Raw genomic sequence first — 23,680 nt, forward strand, 5'->3', positions numbered from 1 at the left:
GTGGCGCGCAACCCGCCCGATAGCGATCAGCTTTCCCGCAGGCTGGACGCGGCTGCCGCCCGCGGTCGCTCGGGGCCGGGTACGTCAAACCCGCCGCAGAGCGGAACGTGGCCGGCAAAGACCGTGCCGCGGGGTCTCGTGCGGGCGCCGGGTGACGTCGAGCTGCCAGTGTTCGGGCAGCGCGGTGCCGGCCGCGTCGAGGAAGTGCGCGGCCACCACCCGGACCGTCTCCCCGGACGGCAGGACCAGCCGGGTGCCGGGCGGGGCGACGGTGTCCGGCGGGCAGAAGATCGTGCGGTCGGTGACCAGGCACGGGCCCACCTCGACGGTGTCGCCCAGCCCGGTGTGCAGGCGCAGACTGCACGGACCGGACGTGTGCAGCAGCGTGAATTCGAGCCAGTTCACCCTCTCTGTATTGCCCACCGGCGACCGATTCATTCCGTTTCGCCGACGATGGCCAGCACCGTGGCCACGATGTGCCCGAGCCGGGACGCCGCGACCTCCCCCACCGGGTCACCGCCGGTGTGCGGGGCCCGGTCCAGAGTGCTGGTGAACAGACCGCCGAACACCGTCCGGATCACCTCGGCGACCGCCGCCTCGGCCTGCTCACCGCTGCCCAGCCGGTGCCGGATCGCCCGGACCGCGTCGCCGGCCAGCAGGTGCAGTTCCGCGTCGACCCGCTGATCGGGGTCACCGAGGGTGAGCGGGGCGAGCGGCTCGCCGTACTCGTCGGTGCAGACCGCGGCCACTGGCGGCTGTTTGGCGCCGAGCGGACGTTCCACAAACGACTCGTACCAGGTCGGCCGGCGGCGCATCGCGGACAGCACCCGTTCCACGTCACGGCCCACCGCCGCCGGGTCGGTGCCCTGCCAGTCGCCGGTGCGGGTGGCGCGTTCCTGCGCCCACGACTCCAGCGGCCAGGTCCCGCTGCCGGCCGTGCCGCTCACCCCCACCCAGACCAGGATGTGCGTGGCCAGCGTGGTCAGCCACGGATCGTCGTCCAGCGCGGCGGCGAGCCAGCCGGGAAGCCGGGGACGCTGTAACGCCCCGCGACTGCCCCGGCGGCGCCGATGGGCGTTCACGGTCGCCGCGCCGACCCGGGTCGCCACCCACGCCTCGAGCCGGTCGATCGGCTGGCGGGCGTGTGCCAGCAGGTCCTCGACCACCGCCTCGACGTCGTCGTGGAACCGGTCCAGGCATTCGTCGGCCAGGGCGCCGATGCCGGACGCGCAAGCGAGATGGCCGCGCTGCTGTTCGAGCCGCCGGGTCAGCCGGGCGAAGACGATCGGCCACACCAGGTCGTAGGCGGCCGCGGTGAGCACCGCCCGCTGCGCGCCGTCGCGGGCCGCGAGCGCGAGACGGCCGTCCGAAGCGAGCTCCCGCAGGAGACGGACCCGATCCTCGGACGGCTCCTCCCCCGCGCGCGGCCGCACCACCCGGGATCCGTAACGCCGCCCCGCCCCGTTCGGCGTGGTCCGGGCCGCACGCCTGACCCCTGTCGCATCGCCCACCGAGCGTTCCTCCCCATCAGGCCGGCTCGGTGCAGCTTCCCCGCTCTCCGGCCACTGTGGGAGATCACCGGGCGACATGTACCGCATCGGGTGGCGATTAGGCACCCCGGGATCGGTCCCGGTGGTCACTGCGGCGCCGGCTTCCTTCTGCGGTACGAGCTACTCCTCTCTCTGGCACCGTCGATGGGTGAAGCGGGTCCCGTGCCCTTGCCCTCAGGCACACCGGCCCGACCGTCAGAGTCCGTGCAGCACCAGTGCGCCGGCAGCCTCCGCCGACGCCCCGCCCGGGACGCGCATCCAGCTCTGGATCCGGCGCAGCACGACGGCCGGCTCCGGATCGGCGTCCGCCAGCAGCTCGCGGTGCAGGACGACGGTCGCGGCCAGGGCCACCGGACCGGGGACCGGGCGCCGCCAGCCGATCACCCCGGTGAACCCGGCGTCGAGGAGGTCGTCGGCGAACGGATCCCGCCCCGGGGCGAGGACGGCCAGGCCACCGGGCGAACGGCCGGTGAACCCGTCGGCGCCGAGGTAGAGCAGCGTCGGTGACGTGGGGGCCCGCGGGGCGACACGGTAGAACGCGTCGTGCAGCGCCGCGGCGGGGCCCGCCGGGTCGGCGTGGAAGACGGGACAGCTGCCGAGCGCGGGGCGGGCGCGGCCGGCCAGGTCGATCAGCTGGGCGGGTGTCGTCGCGTACGACAGGAGAGTCGGCAGGGCCGGCAGCGGGCGACGGTCCGGGACCACCACCAGGCGTCGCGGCAGCGGCGTGCCGAACGCGACCGGGTGCAGACGGCCCTCCGCCAGCAGGGTCAGGCCGCCCGGCCGGGGCACCGCGAGGGCCTGCACGCCGGCGGCGTCGAGGGCCTTCTGCACGGGCGCGAACCGGCCCGCCAGGTGTGCCCGCACCGCGCCGTCCGGATAGCGGTCGTCCAGAGCGCCGGCCAGGGCGAACGCCACCGCGAGCAGGCCACCGGTGGATGCCGTCAGCCCGTCGGCCGCGGCGAGCAGGTGCCGGTCGGCCGCGCGTGGATCGTCGTCCCAGGCGCCGCTGCCACCGAGCCGGCTGCGCTGGTACAGCGCGAACGCGGCGAGCACCCGGTCACCGGGGGTGTCCCCGCCGTGTTGCAGGATCGCGGCGGTCAGCGCGACCAGCTCGTCGACCAGCGCCACCGGCAGCACCGGGGCGTCCGCGGCCAGCCGGGAGACCAGGACGGTGTACAGGTCGGTGTTGCGCACCAGACGGCTGCGCAGCGTCTCCCGCAGCCGGCCGAGATCGACGACGGGCACCGGGGCTGTCGGAAAAGCGTCAGTCCCGCCGGCCCGCGACGGCTCCCCGGCACCCGTGAAGATGCACTGTCCGTGCAGCTCGGCGGCGTCCCCGCCCGGGGCGAGGTCAGCGGTCATGGGTTCTCCCCCCGGTCGGTCCTGTCACCGGGTCTCTGACGGACAGCGCGGGCTGTCCGTCAGAGACCCGGCGTAGGACTCGGCGTCGGCGATTCCAAGGAGAACCCGTGACCTCCTCCGAGCTGTCCACCGTCTTCCCCGTCTTCCTGCTGGTCGATGTCAGCGCGTCCATGACCGGCGGCCCGATCGCGGCCGTCAACCGGGCGCTGCCCGGCATCCGCGCCGCGATGCGGACCGACCCGCTGGTCGGTGAGATCGCCCGGGTCGGGCTGACCACCTTCTCCGACGAGGCCCGGGTGGTGATCCCGCTCTGCGACCTGGCCGACGCGCACCTGCCCGAGCTGAACGCTGCGGGCGGCACCGACTTCGCGGCGGCGTTCCGGGGCATGCGCCGGGCCATCGAGACCGGCATGACGGCGCTGCCCCAGGGCACCCCGGTCTACCGGCCGGTGGTGTTCTTCATGAGCGACGGCAGGCACCAGGCCGGGGAGGACTGGACCGGGCCGCTGCGGGAGTTGCGGGACGGCGGCTGGAAGTTCGCGCCGGAGGTGGTGAGTTTCGGGTTCGGCGACTCGCACCCGGAGTCATTGCAGCGGATCGCCAGCCGGTTCGCGTTCACCGCCAAGGGCGAGGACCCGGCCACCCAGGTCGGCGAGATCATGGACGCGATCCTGGGCAGCATCCGCACCACGTCGACCAGTCTCGCCGACCCGGCCAAGGCGCAGGGGTTGTATCTGGACACGCCCGCCGCACACTTCACGCCGCTGCCGGCGATCACCATCTGAGTGGCCGGCATGCGCGTTCTCACCGCCGGCGGGGTGCTCCCGCCGTGGCGGCTCCCGCTGATCCTGCTGGTCGTCGGGGTTGCTCTCGCCTGGTCGTACGGTCCGATGCCCGGCCTTCTGGCGGCCCTGCTGGTGACCGTGGTCCTGCTGCTGACCGTGCACCGGCTGGTGTGCCTCGCGTGGTTCCGGGGGCTCGGCCTGCGGGACCGGCAGCGGCTGCTGACCATCTGCCTGACCGTCCATCCGGCGGTCCTGGCCGGGGCGGCGCTGGCGATGAACGGGACGGGGCCGCTCGCGACACCACTCGTGATGGCCCTGATCGGGGCCGGGGCCACCGGCGTGCACCTGATCACCGGGCGGCCGGTGCCGGTGGTGCGGGGGCGCGCGTACCCGGGACGACCGCCGGACCGGACCCCGGCGACCCCGGTCGGATCGCTGGACCGGGCCCGGCGGCTGCTCGCCACCGCCGGGCCGGGCGCGGCGCTGCCCGCGTTGCGGCATGCGATCGCCGACCCTGCCGTCGACGCCGCGCTCGCGCTGACCGTCGCCGATCAGCTGGTGCAGGCGCAGAGCGCGCGGGCCGAGCAGTCCGGCGACGACACCGGATACCACGAGGCGATCGGGGTGCTCGACGATCTGGTGCAACGGCATCAGCGGCTGCCCGGCGGCCGGAGCCGGCTGCACAGTCACCGCGCGCAGTACCTGATGTACCAGGCCGCCCGTCTCGTCGGACGCGGCGGCCCGGCCACCCCGCGGACCGCCCGGCGCCTGCACCAGCTGTACACGGCGACCGAGGCGGAACTACGGGCCGCGGTCCGGGCCGCGCCGGCCGGGAGCCGGGTGTGGGCGCGGGAGTGCTCGGCGCTGGGGATGCTGCTCTGCCAGGGCGCGCACCAGGGCGAACCGGACCGCTCGGACGAGGGCATCACGCTGATCCGCCGGGCCGTGGACGTCCTGCCGCCCGGCCCGTCGCAGCAGCGGACCCTGCTCGAACTGGCGACCGCGCTGGCGTTGCGGGTGCAGCTGCGCGACGACCCGGACGACTCCCGCGAGATCCGGCGGATCGTGGCGCGGGTGGCCGGCCCGGGTTCCCCGCTGGAGGCGCAGGCCGCGGCGCTGCTGGCCGACCTGGGCCGGTGACTCTTTTCGGCCCGGTGGAAACCTGGCGGGTCTAGCCTTCGAGGCATCCCACCGTCCCACCAGGAAAAAGGGGTCTTGTCATGAAAAGGACACTGCTGCTGGCCCTCACACCGGCCGTCGCGCTGATCCTCACACCGAGTGCCGCGCAGGCCGACGACAGACCGCCGAGAACGGTCTCCGTCACCGTCGATCTCGATTACGTGCCGTGGCAGCTCGACGTCCTGCCGCCGGGGGCGTACCCCTCCTGGGTGTGGCCGCCCCAGGGGCAGGCCATCGTGACCCTGGGCGGGTGAGCTCAGCATCGCCCGTTCCAGAGCGGACACCGCCGGTCCCGGGTCCAGGCCCAGTTCGGCGGCGAACACCCGGCGGTGCCGGCGCAACGCCGCCAGGGCGTCGGCACGCCGGTTCACCGACCACAGGGCGAGCGCCAGCAGACGCCAGCCCTCCTCGCGCAGAGGCTGTTCCACCGTCAGCCTCTGCGCGGCGCTGACCGCCTCGGCGGTCCGGCCGGTCCGCAACGCGGCACCGGCGAACAGCTCACCGGCATCCGCGCGGAGCCCGTCCAGCCGGGCGGCCTCGGCGACCGCCCACTGTTCGCCGGCGAACTCGCCGAACGCCGGTCCCCGCCACGCGCTCAGAGCTCCGGCGAGCGTGTGCCAGGCGGCCTCCGGCGCGGACGTACGGGCGACCGCCACGTCCCGCGCGAACCGCCAGGCGTCGACCGCGTCCACCGGCAGGCGCAACGCGTACCCGTGTGCGACGCTGACCAGCACCCGCGCCGGCGCCCGGCGTCCCCGGTCCGGTTCCAGCACCCGCCGCAGCCGCGACACGTAGGCGTGCAGCGAGGTGACCGCCCGGGCCGGCGGCCGGCCCCGCCACAACCGGTCCAGCAGCGCATCGGTCCCGACCACCTCGCCCCGGGCGGCGACCAGGATCGCCGGCAGGGCCCGCTGCAGAGGGCCGGCCAGCTCGGCCGGCGCGCCGCCGACGGTGGCGGTCACCGGCCCGAGCACGTTCACGGTCACCGGCGGGAAGGTCAGGGCGTCGGGCATGCGTCGATGACACCGCCCCGGTTGCGACGTTTTCTCGACGCGGTGTGAACGCGATGTCAGCGGCTCACCAGCGCGGCGCCGACGGACGTGATCTCCTCCTCGGTGTGCAGCTCGTACAGCTTGCGGCGGGCGACCGCCCAGACCATGAAGCTCTCCAGCCGGTACCGCCCGTCCGCGCCCATCTCGGTCACCAGGTGCAGGTCGGTCAGCACGTCGACGGCGCTCAGCGCGCCCTGGGTGCCGACCCCGAGCAGAGCGGCCGTCTCCGCCAGATCGGCCGTGCACTCCGGCATCACGGTCAGCAGCCGCAGCAGCCGGGCGGGCAGCGGGCGCAGCCGCTCGTAGGCGGCCAGCACCGCCGCCTCGGCGATCACGCATTCGACGTGCTGCTCGGCGCGCGGGTCGTGCATCTCGGCCTCGAACTCGTCGGCGAACGCCCGCAACGGCAGGTACGGCCGGCGGGCCACCCGTTCGGCACCCACCCGGATCGCCAGCGGATAGCCGTCGCAGAGACCGAGGAGATATCGGGCGGTCACCACGTCGTCGAGGATCGGCTGCGGCCCGGCGATCCGCTCCATCAGCAGCAGCGCCTCGTCCTCGCTGAACCCGCCGAGCATCACCCAGGTCGCGCCCGCCACGTTCGGGAACCGCCGGGCGCTCGTGATCAGGACCGCGGCGCGCGGGACGGCCGAGCGGACCAGCGCCACCTGGGCCGGATCGGTCACGTCGTCGAGCACGATCAGCGGCCGCCGGTCCGCGACGGCGGTCCGCAGCAGGGTGGCACGGCCGGTCGCGGTGGTCGGCCACGGCCCGTCGACGCCGAACAGCCGCAGCCACGTCAGCAGCAACTCGGCGATGTCCGCGCCGTCGGACAGGTTCGCGTAGAGCCGCCCGTCCCGGAACTCCCCGGCCAGCAGGTGCGCGGCGCGTACCGCGGTGGTGGTGCGCCCGATCCCGGCGAGCCCGGTGAGCGCGACGGTGGCGCCCTCCTCGGTCAGCGCACCGGTGATCATCGCCAACTCGGCGTCGCGGCCGGTGAAGTCCGGCAGGTCGGCGGGCAGATAGGTGGGCGCCGGCCGGACCGGTCCGGCCACGGGGGTCGCGGTCTCGGCCCGGTCCTCGCCGGACAGCACCGGCAGGGCCGGATCGCCGCGCAGGATCCGCTGCTGCATCTCCTGCAGCGCCGGACCGGGCTCCAGGCCCAGTTCGTCGGCGAGCAGCCGGCGGCCCTCCTGGAAGACCTCGAGCGCCTCGGCCTGCCGGCCGCCCTGGTAGAGGGCGAGCATCAGCAACGACCGGATGCCCTCCCTCAACGGGTGCTCGACGACCAGCCCCGCCAGCCGGGCCAGGTCCGCCGGCCCGGCGCCGGTGGTGCGCAACCCCACCGTGAAGGCGAGCTCCTCGGCGGCGAGCCGCATCTCGGTCAGCCGGGCCCGCTGCCCGTCGGCGTACCGGCCCGGCACCCCCGCCAGTGCGGTGCCGGCCCACGCCTGCAAGGCCCGGGTCAGGTGTCCGGCGGCGGCCAGGTCGTCGCCGGCCCGGACCCGTTCCTCGGCCGCCGTCACCCCGGCCCGGAAGTCGTGGACGTCGACGGCGGCGGCGCCGGTGTCCATCGCGTACCCACCTCCCGCGTTGCTGATCGTGACGACCGAACCGTCGAAGAGCCGCCGGAGCCGGTAGACGTAGGTGCGGATGGTGCTGATGGCGGCCCGCGGCGGATCGTCGCCCCAGACCGCGTGGATCAGGTCGTCGTGCCCGGCCGGATGCCCGCCGCGCAGCAACAACGTGGCGAGCACGGCCTGCTGCTGCGGGGATCCCACCGCCTGCCGCTCACCGTCCCGCCAGACCTGCACGGGCCCGAGAGCGCGGATCAGAATGGCAGCGGTCATGGCATGTCCCTCGTCGCGACGACATTGATCGTCCCCAGGATGCCGCGACTCCGGCCCGCTTCCCGAATCCGGTCGGCATTCCGTCAGAGGCGCCGATCACACCGTGCTGCGCGCCGGGGTCGGCGTGCCGTGGATGCGGGTGGCGTACTTCGCGTACGCCCGCGGCCCGATCCGGGACATCACGAACCACAGCGGCCCCGGCAGCGCGTCCTTGATCACCCGGAGGTGTTCCGGGCTCGCCTCGTACAGCGCCATCCCGAACCCGACCGGCGCCTGGCTCTTCGGCGTCCGCGCGCTGGCGGCCTGGGCCACCTGCGCCCATTCCTTCTCGGTCAGGTACTTGTCGATCAACGCGAGCAGATGCGTCTCCTCGGTGTCCAGGTGCTCCAGCAGCGGCGGCAGCAACGCGTCGAACGCCGCCGCCAGCGCCCCGGCCTCGGCGACGGCCGCCGTCCGCTGCCACGCGGCCAGCCGTTCGGCGACCTCGGTCAGCGCCCGGTCGACCACGTGATGCTGGCGTTCCATCGTCGCGACCAGCGGGGCGATCTCCTGCGGGCCGCGTTCCAGCAGCTTGGGCCAGACCAGCTCGTCCTCGCCGGTGTGATGGTGGTGCAGCAGCGTGGTCATCATCGTCACGTGGCCGGCCAGCTCCGCCGTCCGCCGCCGATCGCCCGGCGGCACAGCCCGGACCAGCCCGGGGATCGCGGCGAACTCCCGCCGGATCAGCCGGTGGATCATGTACATGTCGCTGCTGTCGGCCATCCGGACCGTGCTCGCCATCGCGCTCTCTCCGTCGTCGTCCTCCGCCGCCGGGCGGTTCCCGGCAGGCACGACGGAGAGGCTGCGCCACCCCTCCTGCAATCGTCTTGCAGACCTGGTCAGCCGGCGGTGTCGACCGTGGTGAACAGGTCCGGGCCGGTGTCCTCCGGGACGCGGCGCGGGGTCAGCAGGTGGGTGGCGTAGTCGCCGACGGCCACCTGTTCCAGGGTCTGGCCGGCCCAGAGCATCAGCGACAGGTCGACGCCGGCGACCGGGGCCGGGGCACGGGTGATCACCCAGACCGCGGCGGCCGGGACCTGGGCGACGGCCACCAGCGGGGCCGGGCCGGCCAGCAGGAAGTCCAGGTCGAAATCGGTCAGCATCCGCATCATGGTGGCGCGGTTCGCCGGGTCCACGCCCTCGAAGGCCTCGTCGAGCCAGAGCGGGCGGGGCGCGTCCGGGGACTCGGAGTAGAGCGCCACCAGCGTGGCGAGCAACGGCTGCAGCAGCGTCACCACCTTGCCGCCGCCGGAGTCGACGCCGTGCACCTTGCGGGTCAGGTCCTTCCAGCGGGTCTCGTCGTCGCCCTCGCCGACCCGGTACTGGGCCACCACGTCGAACCAGACCCGGTAGTCGAGGAGTTCGGCGAGGCGGTCGGTCCAGTCCTCGGTGCCGACCAGGCCGGCGTCCTGTGCCTCGCGGAGTCGTTCGCCGAGGAAGAGCTGGATCTGCTGCTGGGCGCTGTCCGACTCGATGGTGCCCTCCTGGAGCGCCTTCAAGATCTTGAAACCGGGACCTTGACCCTCCGCGGGTACGCGACGCAGCCGCAACGTGGTCCGGTTGGCGCCGGTGGGGTGTTTGCGGAGCACGTCGTTGACGACGTCGAGCAGTTTGACGACCTTCTTCATCCGGTCCGCGAGGTGGTCGATGAAGGTGGACGACAGCAGCTCGGTGTACATCGTGTGCAGCTTCTCGTCGTGGGTCCGGGACAGCTCCTCGACCAGGGACTGCAGGTGGCGGATCGCACCGGCCGGGTCCAGCTGGGCACCGGAGGCGTCCACGATCAGGGTGACCGAGGGCAGCGGGTGCTGCTCGTCGGCGTCGGTGGTGAGCACCGAGCGGCCGCCGGAGGTCTCCAGCACCGAGCGGAGGTCGACGAGCGCTCCGCCGAGCATCCGCGACAGCGCGGCCTCGGCACGTTTGGCCTTGTCGTCGAGGCGGTCCGGCCAGTTCGGCACGCGCAGCCGCTCGGCCGCGGACCGGGCGTGGGCGAGGGCGTCGTCGAGGGTGCGATGCTCCGGTTCGGTGAGGTCGCGGGCTGCGGCCAGCCCCGCGTCGACCGGCACCCACCAGGCGAGCGCCGCCTTGTCGCGGCGTTCCAGGGCTGCGGTGAGGTCGTCGCGGCGCTGCTGCCACACCGAGTTGGCCTTGCCGGCGGCCTCGGACCGGGCCAGGCCCTCGCGTTTGCTGGCCGAGATGGACGGCCCGTACTCCTCGACCTTGCGCTCCAGGTTCTGGGCGTGTGCGAACAGTTCCTGCGTGTCGGCGTCCACGGACTGCTCGGCCAGGGCGGCGGCGGTGTCCGCGGACTGGGCGGCCTGGGCCTCCTCCTCGGCGGCGCCGGCCGCGTCCTGGACCCGGTCGTCCTCGGCGGCCACCCGGGCGGCGGCGGAGGTGGCGGCGGCGGTCGCCCCGGCCCGGCCCCGCAGGGCGAGACGGAGTCCGCTGGTCGCGGCCGCCGCATCGTCCAGTGCCCCGGCGAGCGTGTCGAGATGGTCGTCGACGGTCGGCAGCGTGTTGTCGGTGGCGTACCGGGTGACGTCACCGGCGGCGGTGTCCGACTGGGATCGGGCATCACGTTCCCGGACCCGGGCGGTGCGGTAGGTGTCGGCGGCCCGGGTCTGCTCGGTCAGGGCGGTCCGGTGCGCGGCCGCCGCGGTGATCACGTCGGCGTCGGCGGGGGCGTGGGCGTACGCCTCGCGCAGCCGGGTGACCTGGTCGATCGCCGCGTCGGCCTGCTCGGACAGCCGGGCCGACTCGGTACGGGCGGCGCCGGCCCGGTCCCGGAGCTCGGTGATCCGGCGACGGCGGGCGGCGGCCCGGGCCGCGGTGCCGATGAGTTCGGCGCCGTTCGGGGCGGGGGCGGCGTGACCGGCGGCGATCGGGGTGTGCCACCGGCCGTCCGGCGCGATGCTGACCGCCCCGGTCCCGTCGACGCCGATGGTGGCGAGAACGCGGCGGATGGTCGGCGCGAGTTCGCCGGCGTCTTCGGCGGGCACCAACGACGCAACCAGGCTTTTGTCAGGATTTTTCGTGTAATCAGGGGTTAAAACGTCGTCGCTTCCGTCGCGGCCGAGCGACCACAGCCCGTCGACGGTGACCCACGCATCCAACAGCCCGGCGGCGGCCAGTCCCGCCTCGACATGGTCGAGGATCACCGGGTCGAGACCCTCGACCGGGTCGACCAGCCGCCACAGCGGCGCCCCGGCGGCGGACGGGAAATCCGGACGCTCCCGGCGGGTCCACCGGGACGGCGACGCCGGCACCGGATCGCCGGCCCTCTCCAGGACGTCCGCCTCCCGGTCGATCTCGACGGCCTGCCGGGAGGCGACCTTCGCCGCGGCGCGCAACTCCGCCGCCCGGGTGGTCAGCGGCCCGGCGGCCGGCTCCAGCCAGTCCCGGCCGAGCAGAGCGCTGAGCACCGCCCGCGGCCGGATCGCGGCGGCCTGCTCGGCGACCGCGCCGATCCAGGCGGACCGGTCCTCGACCGGTGGACGCCGGTCACCCAGGCCGGCGGCCCAGCGTTCCAGATCGTCGGAGAGCGCCTGCGACGCCTGCTCCAGGGCCTGCTCCGCGGCCGCGGCCGCCGACGTGCGCTCGTCCAGCTGCTCCTGCGCCCGCTGCGCCAGGTCGTCGAGGGTCTGCCAGGCCGCCGCCGCCTTCGCCGCAGCCCGGGTGAGTTTGCGCAGCGTGCCGACCTGGGCGCGACGGGTGGTGACGGCCGCGTCGAACCGGTCGACGTCACCGGCCTGCGCCCACACCGGAACCTGCTCGCCGAGACCGGCGGTCAGCGCGGTCTCGACCGAGTGGGCGGCCGCGGTGTCCACCTCCTGGCCGATCCGGTCCAGCTCCCCCGCGGCCCGCTCCTGCTCCAGACGGGACCGGACGAGCTGCTCCCGGGTCCGGGCCAGGTGCGCGGCGGCCTTCGCGGCACGGGCGTTCGCGGCGTTCGCCTCGGCCCGCAGCCGCTGGGCGTCGCTCGCGCGTTCCATCGCCCCGGTGTACGCCGACGACCGCAACAGTTGCATCAGTTCGGTCCGGGTCCGCTCCAGGGCCTGCTCCAGCGCCCGGGTGTCGGCCGCCTCCTGGTCCAGCAGCCGCCGCGCCTCGTCCAGCCGGGACTGCGCGGCCCGGACCGCGGCACCGGCCGAGGTGACGCCGGTGTCCGCGGCGATCAGGCTGTCCGCGTGCAGGCGCAGCACCGCATCCGCCCACGGCCGCCACGCCCTGCTCAGATAGACGGCGATCGCCTTGCGGGCCTCGTCGGCGGAGTCCCGGTCCCGGGCGAGTTGCTCCAGCTCCTGCCAGCCGTCGGCCAGCTCGGTCACCTCGTTGCGGGCGATCGGCGGCAGCGCCGACCGGATCTGCGAGGTGAACCAGGCCGGGTCGAGCTTCTGGCCCAGGTGCGGGGTCCGCAGCACCTTCAACATCTCGATCACCGTGGCGAACCGGTCGGTGTCGTCGAAACCGAATAGGTCGAGGGCGAGGCGCTCGGCGTACGCCTGACCCTTGGGGTAGATCGTCACCCCGTCGACCGCCTCGAGCAGCTTCGGCTCGGTGACCGACTGCCCCACCGCCAGGTCCAGGCCGGCCCGGACCCGGGCCGCGCCCTCGCACACCACCCAGGCACGGGTCATCTGCGAGACACCGCGTTTGGTCTGCGCGTACAGCAGGGTGGTGAAGAATTCCGGGGTGCCGAGCGGGCTGACCCGGCCGTACTCCACCCAGGCCCAGCCCCGGTTCGTCGACACCGAGGCGTCCCGGCGGTCCCGGTCGTCGGCGACCGGCTCGACGTAGTAGCGGTACTCCTTGTCGGACTGGCCGAACGTGTCGACGAACTTGCGGTCCAGGCTGCCGGCCAGCATGAGCAGCGTGGTCAGCGCCATCAGCGTCGACTTGCCGGACTGGTTCTGCCCGACGAACTGGGCGCGCCCGTCGGCGAACCAGTACTCCGCCACGTCGAACTCCCACAGACCGACCACCCCGGCCCGCAGCACCTGCCAGCGGGAACGGGACGGTTCGGGCAGGCCGGCACTGGTGACGGCGTCCCGCCAGGCGGACAGCTGGGCATCGGTGGCGGCCGGGCCCGGCACGGGCAGGTCGCTGGTCATCGGGTCGGCTCCGTGGTCTCTCATCGGGTCGGTTCCGTGGTGTCTACGAGGGTGACGTCCGGGTCGCGGTACCGGCCCGCCACCGGGGACAACGTCCACGACCGGTCCTCGCCCACGCGCAGAAGGCCGAGTTCGGTCAGGATCGTCTCCGCGTCGGCGCGGATCGTGCCGGGCACGGTCCGCTGATCCTTGGACATGTAGTCGCCGCGCCAGCTCGCGAGGTCCTCCACGACCTCGTCGACCTGCGCGCCGGTGAGTCGCACCGCGCCGCCCGGGGTGCGGTCGCCGTGCCGGCCGGCCAGGTCGGCCATCAGCAGCGCCACCCAGTCGGCGGCGCGGGCCCGCGGCCAGTCGGCCACCGTCGGCGGATGATCTGGATCGTCGGGGAGCACCAGCACCAGCCCCTCGGCGCGGGCCTCGACCGTGCCGCCGGTCATCTGCGCCAGGTCGGCGGAGCGCAGACCGCGGCCCTTGCGCAGCGCGTCGGCCTCGGCGTCGTCGAGGTCGGCGTAGACCACGGCCGGCGTCTCCAGCAGAGCACGCAGGTGGTGCACGGTGCGGCCGTCCGGCTCGGTGTCCGAATCCGGCGGGTGCAAGGCCGCGGCCAGCACATCCGGGCTCGTCATCAACAGCAGCGCGTCCCGGTCGACCTCGTAGCCCGCGCCCGGTCCGGCGCCGTCCTCGGTCCAGTCGTACATCATCTTCTCGTCGTTGGTGCGCCGCCGCAGCACGCCCCACCCGGCCAGCAGCGCGGCGGCGTCACGCAGCAGCCGCCGCTGCGGTTTCTGCTCCGGGTCGTAGGCGCCGACCGTGACACCGGGCGCGGACGTCAGATCCCGCACCATGTCCGACAGCCGTTGCAGCGTGACCGTGCCGGAGACCTCCTCGCAGCACGCCGCCAGACAGCAGACCAGGGAGAGCAGACGCCGGCCGGGCGCGGTGGCCGGCCGGGGCGGGGCGATCACGCTTCCGGCGATGGGCACCCTGATCATGCGTACGGCACGGCCGACACGCTGGAGCCGGTATCCGGCCCGCCGGGCGTGATCGGCGATCTGCCGCTGGTGCCGCATCACGTGGCGGTGCAGGAGCCGGTTCGTCGTGGGCGTCACGAGCGGCTGGGCGAGCAGGCCGAGGAACGCCTGCTGGGCTTCCCGGGCGGCGGCGGAGGTGGTCACGCGATCGCCTCCAGAGGGCTGATGTGCAGCACGATGTCCGGGTGCACGAGCCGCCCGTCCGGGGTGTGCACGACCGCGGCCGGCGCCCCGTCCAACGGCGGTTCGGACCGCAGCCGCCAGCGGGCGTCACCGGTGGTCGCCGTCCGGCGGCCGGCCCGGTCCGGGCGGGCCGAGGCGACCGTGCCCAACAGGACCAGCAGCATCTGCAGCTCGGCCGCGGTCAGCTCACGCCACTGCGACAGGCGCTGCCCGGACCGGGCCAGCACCGCCTGCTCGGTCGTCGCCGTCTGCGCCGCAGCCCGGGCCGCCCGCTCGCGAGCCGCCCGTTTCGCCCCCGTCCGGTCGGTGATGCGGGCCGCGCTGCCACCGGCCGCCTTCGGGCCCTGCTTCCGCAGGCGGGCCTCGACCGGAACCGGATCCGCGTCCCAGAACGACACCGCGCCCGCGTTCCCGGCCGGCGGATTGCCCGCACCGGGCAGGTGCCGGGCGGAGAACAGCCCGGTCGCCGAACACCACAGCCGCCAGGCGCCGTCGTCGTCCGCCGCCGATTCGAGACGGGTCGCCAGATCGACCAGTTCGGCGCGCCGCGACACGTGACCGCCGACCGCCGCCAGGGTGCGCTGCCCGCGCAGCAGCGGACCGATCGTGTCCCGCATCTGCCGGCGCAGCCGCCGCGCCTGACAGTCCGGACCGTCGAACCAGCGGCGCAGCGTGTCCAGCGTGTGCACGTGCGTGGCGACCAGCGCGTCGATGGCGGGTTCATCGGCGTTCGCGCCCAGCGTGTGCACGGCGATCCGCCGCCACGACGAGGCGGGCAGGGTGGCCAGCCGGGCCGCCGCCCCGGTGATCGCCTCGGAGTGGGTGTCGATGCCGGCGCCCCACATGTCCACGTAACGGCGCAGCGTCTCCTGCACGGTGGCGACCTTCTCCGGGGTGGGCGCCCCGGCCAGCGCCCCGGCCAGGCGGGCCTGCCAGCCGGCCGCGGCCCGCACCATGGACTGGTGCGTCGTGGCGATCACGGACCAGGCCGCAGCCGCGCCGGACGGGTCGGTTTCGGCACACTCGTACAACAGGGTGAGGTTGGCGGTGAGAATCCCCGGAGCGAGCGTCGCCGCGGCCGCGGCAGCCGTATCGTCCCCGAGCGAGGTGATCGCCCGGTGCAACTCGGCGACCGTCTCGGTCAGCTGATAGCGGTCACGATCCAGGACGAACTCGGCATCCCGGACAGCCTTGTCCTGGAACCGGTAGACCACACCCCAGCGCTCGAGCCGCGCCATCCGCTCCTTCAGCTTGAACGCAGGGTCATCGAGCAGCCGGACATCCACCTTCAACGCCCGCAGCCGCCGACGCAGCAGATCCGGCAGATCGGTCGCGGCAACGCCGGTGAGGGTGTGCTCCTGCTCGGCCAGTAACACGTCGACGATCAGCCGATACTGCGCCGCAAACCGGCTCGTCAGGTAGCTGGCCTGCAACAACCCGCCGGGAAGCCCAGCCGGCTGCCACAGGTCGGGCCCCCGCTCGTCCTCCTCGTCGGGCTCCACACCGTTCGCCTGCACCCCCACGCCCCTCTCCGCTGTCGGCGTCACGCTCGGTAAGCAGCATAGGAGGACGGTCCGACAATCAGCCGACACCGGCCGCGCCGCGTGGCAAAGCCCACGCGCTGAACCCGGCCCGGCGGTCGCAGGTACATCGAGACATGACGTTCGATGCCACCGGCCTGGGCCTGGTGGAGGATGCCCAGCAGATCACCGCGGGCATCCGCGACCAGAGCTGGGTGGACGTGACGCTGGGAACGGTCGGCGCGTCCCTGGACACGCTGTCACTGGCTGTCGACCCGCTCGGAACGCTGGGCGCGTGGGGTGTGGCGTGGCTTCTCGAACACGTACGCCCGCTGCAGGAGGCTCTGGACTGGCTGGCCGGCGACTCGGCGGCGGTCGCCGCGCAGGCCGCTGTCTGGGCGAACGTCTCCGCCGCCGTCGAGGAGACCCGCCGGCAGTACGCCGACCGATTGACCACCGACACCGCCGACTGGCACGGCGCCTCCGCCGACGCCTACCGAGCCCACGCCACCGAAAACCTGTCCGTCCTGGCCGGAATCTCCGTCGCCGCTGGAGGTATCTCCTCCGCCGTCGAAGGCGCCGGGCTGATTGTCGGCCTCGTCCGGGGCCTTGTCCGAGACCTGATCGCCCAGTTCATCGCCACACTGGCCATCCGCCTGCCACAGTGGGCCGCCGTCGAAGGCATCAGCCTCGGCACCGCCACACCCCTGATCGCCAGCCAGGTCGCCACCCTCGTCTCCACCTGGGCCAAAAAGATCCAGCGCCACATCCGAGCCCTCCTCGCCAGCCTCCGCAACCTCACCAACAAGATCAACGGCCTCGAGAAGATCCTCGACCTGCTCCACATGCGCAGCGGTGACATGGCTCGCCGAGATCCCACCAGGCCACCCGACGACGACGGTGGCTCAGGCCCGCGCCGCGTCGACAAGGACAGCGCCGAGGTGTTCGTGGCGAACATCGTCAGCAATCCCCGGTCCGTGGTCGGCCGGTCCGCCGAGGAGATCGCCGACCAGTTCACCGCGGCCGGATACACCGCGTTCCCCGAACGTTCCCTCCGGAAAGGCACCTCCGGGCTGGCGGTCCAGGTCCGCGTCGAAGGCCACCCGGTGGTCACGAACATCGAGGTGCACCCCGGCGGCGGCCGGCACTCGCCTGCCGGGTCGCCGTACTGGAAGATATCCACGAGTACGGCGGGCAAGATCTGGGTGATCGACCGGCACTTCCGAGGCGCCGAAGGGTTGCGGGGACAGGCGGTGCGCTATGACGAATAGGATCCTCAAAGTCGACCGGGTGCGGTCCGCCGAGGAGGCCGCAGCGCTCGAGGACCTCGGCGTGGACATCGTCGGCGTCGACCTGAGCGCCGACCCGAGATTCGACGACGATCGCACCGTCAGCGTTCAGCAGGCCGCCGAGATCCGCCAGGTTCTCCACGACAGCCGCCTCGTCGCGGCGATGGACCTCCACACCGAACCGGACGAGATCGTACGGCTCGCCCAGCTCCTCGGCGCGGACATGGTTCAGCCGATCACGATCGTCGTTCCGCCGTACCCGGTCCGCATCGCTCTCCGCGAAGCCGGCCTGGAGATCGTCTACGCCGGTCTGGAGATCTCCCACGACGACGACCCCGGCTGGGTCTTCGGACGCCACGACGACACCCCCGACCTCGGCGCGGCCCTGTTCCAGGTCGATGTGCTGCCGGAGTACGAGAAGTCGTGGGACTTCCTCCGCACCGAGTCCCCCCGGTACCCGGAGGAGTTCCAGCTCGAGGATCTCGTCGGCTTCGGCCGGGAACGTCCTCTCGTGGCCGGTCTCGACCTCACCCCGGGCAACGTCGCCGAGATCGCGACACGCCTGTCCACCCTGCAAGGGCTCTCCCTGACCCTGGCCGGGAACCCCACCCGGGACGACGTCCGCTTCCACACCCTCGACGCCGCCCTCGAGGTCCTCCCGGCAGCCCGCCGAGCCCTCCTCCCGACCGGATGAGCATCTACCTGTACGTCATCGGCGCCATCAACTTCGCGCAGCTCAGGACGGCTCTGGCTGCCGTTGCGGGAGTTCCGGAGGCGGAGGTGGACGTCCGGGCGGGCGACGTCGTGGACCGCTACTGGGAGGCGGCGGTCCTCTGCACGTACGAACCGGTCCTGGGCGACGTGACCTGGTGTCTGGACCTCTACTTCAGCCGCTCCGAGCCGGACGAGGCGCAGGTCGCGGCGAAGGTGGCCGCGACCCTCGACGTTCCAGTCCTCTACGATGCCCAGAGTTTCCCGCCGAGCGCCGATTGGCTGGTCCTGCCGGACGGGAGCCGCACCCGGGCCCGCGTCTACGAGGGCGACGACCCCGACCTGGACATCATGGAGCTCACCATCGACGCGGTGGAGAAGCCGGTGCCCACCCTCCCCCATGTCCGGGTCGCGGCCCAACCGGAAGTGATCAAAGAACATCGGATGCCGACACCCGTCACCGACGACCTCGATCTCGTCCCACCCCTGCGCTATGCCTTCGGCGGCTGGGAGTCGATGGTGGCGCGGATGACCGCCGGGTGGCCGCCGGACGGCTGGTATCCCCGCGACTACTTCGAGGATGACCTGGCCGCCCGCGACGAACTGGCCGGGCTACCCGACCGGTTCACCCCGGCGCTCGACCGGATCGACCAGGTATACCGGGCCGCCACCAGCGAACTCCCCGACTCCGCGGGTGAACCACGGTGGTGGCGGCGTCGCGTACCCGATCCGCTGCCCTGGCCTGGTGACGCCGCTCGGTGAACCGGGGCGTCACCGGCCCGGTACACCACCGCATGGGGCTCGTTGCTACCGCTCAAGACTCCACGACCGGAATCACCGGTCTGGGGCTGGTCGAGGACGCCCAGCAACTCACCGAAGGAATCCGCAACCAGAGCTGGGTCGACGGCACCCTCGGCGTTCTCGGCACCACCTTGGACGGGCTGTCCCTGGCCGTCGATCCGCTCGGAACTCTAGGCGCGTGGGGTGTCGCCTGGCTGATCGAACACGTACGCCCGCTGCAGGACGCCCTCGACCAGCTGGCCGGTAACCCCGACGAGGTCGCCGCACACGCCGCCACCTGGGCCAACATCTCCGCCGCCGTCGAGGAGACCCGCCAGCGGTACGCCGACCAGCTGACCACCGACACCGCCGACTGGCACGGCGCCTCCGCCGACGCCTACCGAGCCCACGCCACCGAAAACCTGTCCGTCCTGACCGGAATCTCCGTCGCCACCGGAGGCATCTCCTCAGCCGTCGAAGGCGCCGGACTGATCGTCGGGCTGGTCCGGGGACTTGTCCGAGACCTGATCGCCCAATTCATCGCCACACTCGCCATCCGCCTGCCACAGTGGGCCGCCGTCGAAGGCATCAGCCTCGGCACCGCCACACCCCTGATAGCCAGCCAGGTCGCCTCTCTGGTCTCCACCTGGGCCAACAAGATCCAGCGCCACATCCGAGCCCTGCTCGCCAGCCTCCGCAACCTCACCAGCAGGATCCACGGCCTCGAGGAGGTCCTTGATCTCCTCCGCATGCGCGCCGACCGCAGCGCACGTTCCGACCCCACCGGAGGTTCTGGCGGCGGCGACGCAACTCCGGGACTTCCGATACCGCCGTCCGGCCCTCCGTGGCGTGCACGGGACGACATCCCCGGAAATGCTCGGGGAAAGGTGCTCAAGCCTCCGAACAGCCGGCACACGCTCTCCGGGGTCAAACATGGCATTATCAGGCCGAAGAACAGCATGATCCTGCGCGGTTACGAACAGGCCGTCCTCGACGACATCAGCCAGATCGCCGCGGGGCGGGCCACCCTGAAGGGGAACGGGCGCTATGAGATCAACGGTCGGCTGTACTGCGTCGAGAACAGCGGAACGGTCTTCCCCGATTCCGGACCCGGCATCGCCCCGCTCGACCGCAACGAGTATGCGGCCCTCCGGGAGATAGCCAAGGCCGACGGCGACGTGGCCGCGGTGGACGCGTTCCGGCAGAATCCGCGGTTCCTCGAAAACCCCGCAGTGATCGCCAAAGCGAAGTCCATCTACGACGGGACCTACTCGCCATGAACTATGACCTCCTGACCGTCGGCGAGACCGATCCCGATGACCTGCGTGCCGCACTCGCCGAACTGTTCTCCGTTCCGGAGACCGAGGTGGACGTCAGCCCCGAGGACTCCGAAACGACGAACTGGGAGGCCGCGGTCCTGTGCGCGTACAAGCCGGTCCACGGTGATGTCACGTTGTCGCTCGACATCTACATCCGGGGAACAGGGCCCGAGGTCAGCACAGCCGCCGCCCACCTCGCCGGGGCGCTGGGCGTTCTCGTCCTCTACGCGTCCCAGCCCTTCCCACCCAGCGCCTACTGGCTGGTGGAACCGCATGGCCGGCGGACCAGAGCCCGTGTCTACGAGATGGACGAGGGCGATCTGCCCCACCTCGTCATCGATGCCGTCGCCGGCCCTGTCGCGGCACTCCCGACCGTCGACGTCAAGCGTCAACCCGAGGTGATCCGAGAACACCAGCTTCCGCTTCCCGTGACCGAGGAGCTGAGAACATCGCTCGCCGACGCTCACCCCGAACAGGCCGAGAATCTGCGACACCTGCTGAGCAGCCTCGGCGGGTGGGAGTCGATGGTGGCGCGGATGACCGCCGGGTGGCCGCCGGACGGCTGGTATCCGCGCGACTACTTCGAGGACGATCTCTGGGCGCGCGATGAAGTGGCCACCAGCATGGCCTCCCTGCCCGGCGACGTCCGAGACCGGGTCGCCGCCGCGCTGGCCCGCATCGATGACGTGTACTGGGCATCCACCAGCGAGGTTGCGGACTCGCCGGAGGATCCACGGTGGTGGCGGCGTCGCGTACCCGATCCGGTGCCCTGGCCTGGTGACGCCGCTCGGTGAACCGGGGCCGCCCTGTCCCGGTACACCACCGCATGGGGCTCGTCGCTGCCGCTCAGGACTCCACTACCGGGACAACCGGCCTGGGGCTGGTCGCGGACGCCCAACAACTCACCGAGGGCATCCGTAACCAGAGCTGGGTTGACGGCGGCCTCGGCATCCTCGGCACCTCACTGGACGGCCTGTCCCTGGCCGTCGACCCGCTCGGCACCCTCGGCGCGTGGGGCGTGGCCTGGCTGATCGAACACGTCCGACCCCTGCAGGATGCCCTCGACCAGTTGGCGGGTGATCCCGACGAGGTCGCCGCGCACGCCGCCACTTGGGCCAACATCGCCACCGCCACCGACGAGACCCGCCAGCGGTACGCCGATCGGCTGGCCACCGACACCGCCGACTGGCACGGCGCCTCCGCAGACGCCTACCGAGCCCACGCCACCGAAAACCTCACCGTCCTGGCCGGAATCTCCGTCGCCAGCGGAGGCATCTCCTCAGCCGTCGAAGGCGCAGGCCTGATCGTCAGCCTGGTCCGCGGACTCGTCCGCGACCTGATCGCCCAGTTCATCGCCACACTCGCCATCCGCCTGCCACAGTGGGCCGCCGCCGAAGGCATCAGTCTCGGCACCGCCACACCCCTGGTCGCCAGCCAGGTCGCCTCGTTGGTCTCCACCTGGGCCAACAAGATCCAGCGCCACGTCCGAGCCCTGCTCGCCAGCCTCCGCAACCTCACCAGCAGGATCAACGGCCTCGAGAAGATCCTCGACCTGCTCCGCATGCGCAGCGACAGACTGTCCCGCTCCAACCCCACCGAACCACCGTCCAAGGGCACGCCACCTCATAGATCTGAAGGACCACCCTGGCCGGCCCGCGACGACCTTGCCGGTCCCGCGCGTGGTCTGTCGCTGACCGCCCCGCATCCTCGCCACACGCTCGCCGGTGTGCGGCACGGTCGCGTCAAGGAGGACAACACCATGATCCTTCGGGGGTACGAAGACGCCGTCAACAACGACATCCGAGGCATAGCGGCAGGTGAAGCCTCGTGGAACCAGGAGATGAGCCGCTACGAGATCAACGGCCGGACCTATGGCGTGAAGTCCACCGGGACGGTGTTCCCGGGCACCGGCCCCGGCCTGGTGCTCCTGGACCGCAACGAGTACGCGGCTCTGACCGCCCTCGCGAAAGCCGGCGGCAGGGTGGAGGATGTCCCGGAATTCGACCGCAATCCGCGTTTCCGGGAGCACCCTGAAGTGATCGCCAAGGCGTTGTCCATCTACGACGGGACCCACGCGCCATGACCTACGACCTGCTGATCGCCGGCGAGTTCGATGTGGCCCGGCTGCGGGCGGCCCTCGCCGTGATCGCCGCGGTCGCCGAGGCCGACGTCGACGTCCAGCCCGACGGCGTCGTCGACCGCCGCTGGGAGGCGCCCGTTCTGTGCACCTATCACCTGGTGCCCGGCAACGTGACCGCGACGCTCGACATCTACCTCCGCGATCAGGAACCGCCCGAACTCGAGGTCGCCACCCGGCTGGCCGCCGAAGCCGGCCTGCACGTGCTGGTCCAGTCACAGCCGCTCCCGCCCGGCTCCTACTGGCTGATCGAGCCGGACGGTTCCCGTACCCGGGCCACCGTCGAGGAGTACTTCGAGGCTGACGAGACGCGGGTGGTCATCGAAGCGGTGGCGAAGCCCGTGAGTGGGCTCCCGCCGATCCCGGTCGCGGCGCAGCCGGAGGTCATCCGCTTTCACCGGATGCCGACGCCGATCACCGACGAGCTTCGCGGGACCGGGGAACTCCTGCCGGCCCTGGTGAGCGCCCTCGGCGGCTGGGAGGCATTCGTCGCCCGGATGACCACCGGATGGCCACCGGACGGCTGGTACCCGCGTGACTATTTCGACGACGACCTGGCCGTCCGCGACCAACTGGCCGCATTACCCGACCGGTTCGCCCCGGCCCTCGACCGCATCGACCAGGTATACCGCGCCGCCACCAGCGAACTCGCCGACTCTGCCGGCGAGCAACGGTGGTGGCGGCGTCGCGTACCCGATCCGCTGCCCTGGTCGTGAAAGGTCAGGCCATCGCGAGCTTGATGTCGATGAGGTCGCGCATCCGGTCCGGGTCGGCCTTGCTGCGGCCCCAGAGGATGTTCGTCAGGACGCCCGGCACCGCGTTGATCAGGGCCGGCACCGGCTGCTGCTCCATGCCGTGTGTCTGGGACGCCGCGGTCAGCGCCTGCCGGAGCACCTCGCCGCCGCCGACGGTGGCCAGCGAGGTGACCGCGGCGTCGGCCGGCCACGGGTGACACACCTGGTGCGGGCTGCCGGCCTCGCCGGTCGGGTCCTGGGCGAGCAGGGTCTGGCTGGCGGCCAGCAGGACCAGGCGTTCCGGTGGCTGCAGCTGGCTGTGCAGCATGTTGAACGCCGTCTCGGCGATGCAGGCCGGGTTCTTGCCGAGTTCGTCGGCCCATTCGACGACCGTGTCGGCCACCGCGTCGGTGGCCGCGACGATCAGGCCGGCCGGGTGTTCCGCCATGAAGGGTGCCAGTGTCCCCATCGCCCGGTCGGTCTTGAGGGCGTCGTTGATGAGGCGGCCTTCGGCCAGCTCCCAGAAGGCCCTCCAGACGGATACGGTCCCCGGGTCCGGTCGCAGTCGCAAAGTCATGCGCCCAGTCTCCCGTCCGGCGGACATGAAACGAACCGGGGGTCGACTCACGTGATCAACCCGGCTGATGATCAGGAGCGTGGAAACGATGTTCGAGCTGACCGCCGCGGTGCGCGCCTTCGCCGAGGAACGCGATTGGCAGCAGTTCCACACCCCGAAGAATCTGGCCATGGCCTTGGCCGGCGAGGTGGGCGAACTCCTGGCCGAGCTGCAGTGGCTGACGCCTGAGCAGTCCGAGGCAGTGATGCGGGATCCGGAGCTGGGACCTCGGGTCCGGGCCGAGATCGGAGACGTCACCATCTATCTGGTACGCCTCGCCGACGTCCTCGGCATCGACCTGGCGGAAGCCGCCCGGGACAAGCTGGCCGACTCCGCCCGGCGCTACACCGTCGAGGCCGCCCGCGGGTCAGCCGCGAAGATCTCTCCGCCGGCCCCGTGACCACAACCAGGATCGTCGATATTTTTCGGTGA

At 72.5% G+C, this 23,680-nt stretch carries 20 protein-coding genes and 1 pseudogene; 11 read left to right on the plus strand and 10 right to left on the minus strand.

Features of this window, described 5'->3' with window-relative positions; translation table 11 throughout:
• Positions 1–84: 84 nt before the first annotated feature.
• From WH85_RS22825 to WH85_RS22835, 3 genes are all read right to left on the minus strand, one after another.
• Complete coding sequence (locus WH85_RS22825; protein ID WP_045743997.1) at positions 85–405, minus strand: hypothetical protein; 321 nt, start codon at positions 403–405, stop codon at positions 85–87.
• 29 nt (positions 406–434) lie between these two features.
• The gene (locus WH85_RS50655) at positions 435–1,436 is read right to left on the minus strand and encodes a hypothetical protein (protein ID WP_052720699.1); all 1,002 of its coding nucleotides are present in this window, start codon (positions 1,434–1,436) and stop codon (positions 435–437) included.
• Positions 1,437–1,745: 309 nt separating this feature from the next.
• A complete protein-coding gene (locus WH85_RS22835) occupies positions 1,746–2,912 on the minus strand; it encodes a hypothetical protein (RefSeq protein ID WP_045743998.1) in 1,167 nt (388 codons plus the stop codon).
• A gap of 107 nt (positions 2,913–3,019) precedes the next feature.
• On the opposite strand from WH85_RS22835, the gene WH85_RS22840 reads away from it, so the two are divergent.
• From WH85_RS22840 to WH85_RS53085, 3 genes are all read left to right on the plus strand, one after another.
• Positions 3,020–3,697 (plus strand): vWA domain-containing protein, encoded by a 678-nt coding sequence (locus WH85_RS22840; protein WP_052720700.1) that lies wholly within the window; start codon positions 3,020–3,022, stop codon positions 3,695–3,697.
• Between the two features lie 9 nt (positions 3,698–3,706).
• Positions 3,707–4,837: a hypothetical protein gene (locus WH85_RS53080; RefSeq protein ID WP_245674055.1), complete on the plus strand. Its 1,131-nt coding sequence runs from the start codon at positions 3,707–3,709 to the stop codon at positions 4,835–4,837.
• An 80-nt stretch (positions 4,838–4,917) separates the two neighbouring features.
• Entirely contained in the window at positions 4,918–5,130 is a 213-nt protein-coding gene (locus WH85_RS53085; protein ID WP_045744000.1) for a hypothetical protein, read from the plus strand.
• A gap of 15 nt (positions 5,131–5,145) precedes the next feature.
• On the opposite strand, the pseudogene WH85_RS54175 reads toward WH85_RS53085, so the two are convergent.
• The 6 genes and pseudogenes from WH85_RS54175 to WH85_RS22880 form a co-directional block, all read right to left on the minus strand.
• Positions 5,146–5,889, minus strand: a pseudogene (locus WH85_RS54175) (AfsR/SARP family transcriptional regulator); the annotation flags it as partial.
• A gap of 56 nt (positions 5,890–5,945) precedes the next feature.
• Entirely contained in the window at positions 5,946–7,778 is a 1,833-nt protein-coding gene (locus WH85_RS22860; protein WP_052720701.1) for an AfsR/SARP family transcriptional regulator, read from the minus strand.
• A gap of 96 nt (positions 7,779–7,874) precedes the next feature.
• Positions 7,875–8,609 (minus strand): hemerythrin domain-containing protein, encoded by a 735-nt coding sequence (locus WH85_RS22865; RefSeq protein ID WP_052720702.1) that lies wholly within the window; start codon positions 8,607–8,609, stop codon positions 7,875–7,877.
• A gap of 47 nt (positions 8,610–8,656) precedes the next feature.
• Complete coding sequence (locus WH85_RS22870) at positions 8,657–12,952, minus strand: SbcC/MukB-like Walker B domain-containing protein (RefSeq protein ID WP_245674056.1); 4,296 nt, start codon at positions 12,950–12,952, stop codon at positions 8,657–8,659.
• A complete protein-coding gene (locus WH85_RS22875) occupies positions 12,949–14,103 on the minus strand; it encodes a TIGR02678 family protein (protein WP_045744003.1) in 1,155 nt (384 codons plus the stop codon). Before WH85_RS22875 ends, WH85_RS22870 begins: the two co-directional genes overlap by 4 nt.
• Complete coding sequence (locus WH85_RS22880; RefSeq protein WP_045744004.1) at positions 14,100–15,665, minus strand: DUF2397 domain-containing protein; 1,566 nt, start codon at positions 15,663–15,665, stop codon at positions 14,100–14,102. The genes WH85_RS22875 and WH85_RS22880 overlap by 4 nt, the downstream gene beginning before the upstream one ends.
• 134 nt (positions 15,666–15,799) lie before the next feature.
• On the opposite strand from WH85_RS22880, the gene WH85_RS47275 reads away from it, so the two are divergent.
• Genes WH85_RS47275 through WH85_RS47295 form a run of 7 tightly spaced genes read left to right on the plus strand, consistent with a single transcriptional unit; the run spans position 15,800 to position 22,614 of the window.
• Positions 15,800–16,933 carry a hypothetical protein gene (locus WH85_RS47275; protein WP_052720703.1) on the plus strand — a complete coding sequence of 378 codons (1,134 nt, stop codon included), beginning with the start codon at positions 15,800–15,802 and terminating at the stop codon, positions 16,931–16,933.
• Positions 16,923–17,645, plus strand: a complete 723-nt coding sequence (locus WH85_RS22890; RefSeq protein ID WP_157411177.1) for a beta/alpha barrel domain-containing protein — start codon at positions 16,923–16,925, stop codon at positions 17,643–17,645. Before WH85_RS47275 ends, WH85_RS22890 begins: the two co-directional genes overlap by 11 nt.
• The gene (locus WH85_RS47280; RefSeq protein WP_052720704.1) at positions 17,642–18,424 is read left to right on the plus strand and encodes a hypothetical protein; all 783 of its coding nucleotides are present in this window, start codon (positions 17,642–17,644) and stop codon (positions 18,422–18,424) included. Before WH85_RS22890 ends, WH85_RS47280 begins: the two co-directional genes overlap by 4 nt.
• 32 nt (positions 18,425–18,456) lie before the next feature.
• Positions 18,457–19,722: a WXG100 family type VII secretion target gene (locus WH85_RS47285; RefSeq protein ID WP_157411178.1), complete on the plus strand. Its 1,266-nt coding sequence runs from the start codon at positions 18,457–18,459 to the stop codon at positions 19,720–19,722.
• Positions 19,719–20,555, plus strand: coding sequence for a hypothetical protein (locus tag WH85_RS22910; protein WP_045744006.1), 837 nt, complete (start codon positions 19,719–19,721; stop codon positions 20,553–20,555). The genes WH85_RS47285 and WH85_RS22910 overlap by 4 nt, the downstream gene beginning before the upstream one ends.
• A 32-nt stretch (positions 20,556–20,587) precedes the next feature.
• Entirely contained in the window at positions 20,588–21,844 is a 1,257-nt protein-coding gene (locus WH85_RS53765; protein ID WP_052720706.1) for a WXG100 family type VII secretion target, read from the plus strand.
• Positions 21,841–22,614 carry a hypothetical protein gene (locus WH85_RS47295; protein ID WP_052720708.1) on the plus strand — a complete coding sequence of 258 codons (774 nt, stop codon included), beginning with the start codon at positions 21,841–21,843 and terminating at the stop codon, positions 22,612–22,614. Before WH85_RS53765 ends, WH85_RS47295 begins: the two co-directional genes overlap by 4 nt.
• A gap of 4 nt (positions 22,615–22,618) precedes the next feature.
• Here the strand turns inward: WH85_RS47295 and WH85_RS22925 are convergent, their stop codons facing one another.
• Complete coding sequence (locus WH85_RS22925) at positions 22,619–23,209, minus strand: hypothetical protein (RefSeq protein ID WP_157411179.1); 591 nt, start codon at positions 23,207–23,209, stop codon at positions 22,619–22,621.
• Positions 23,210–23,297: 88 nt separating this feature from the next.
• On the opposite strand from WH85_RS22925, the gene WH85_RS22930 reads away from it, so the two are divergent.
• Positions 23,298–23,648 carry a nucleotide pyrophosphohydrolase gene (locus tag WH85_RS22930; RefSeq protein ID WP_045744008.1) on the plus strand — a complete coding sequence of 117 codons (351 nt, stop codon included), beginning with the start codon at positions 23,298–23,300 and terminating at the stop codon, positions 23,646–23,648.
• Positions 23,649–23,680 lie beyond the last annotated feature (32 nt).

The sequence above is a fragment of the Actinoplanes rectilineatus genome (assembly GCF_000962825.1).
Taxonomy (GTDB): Bacteria; Actinomycetota; Actinomycetes; order Mycobacteriales; family Micromonosporaceae; genus Actinoplanes; species Actinoplanes rectilineatus.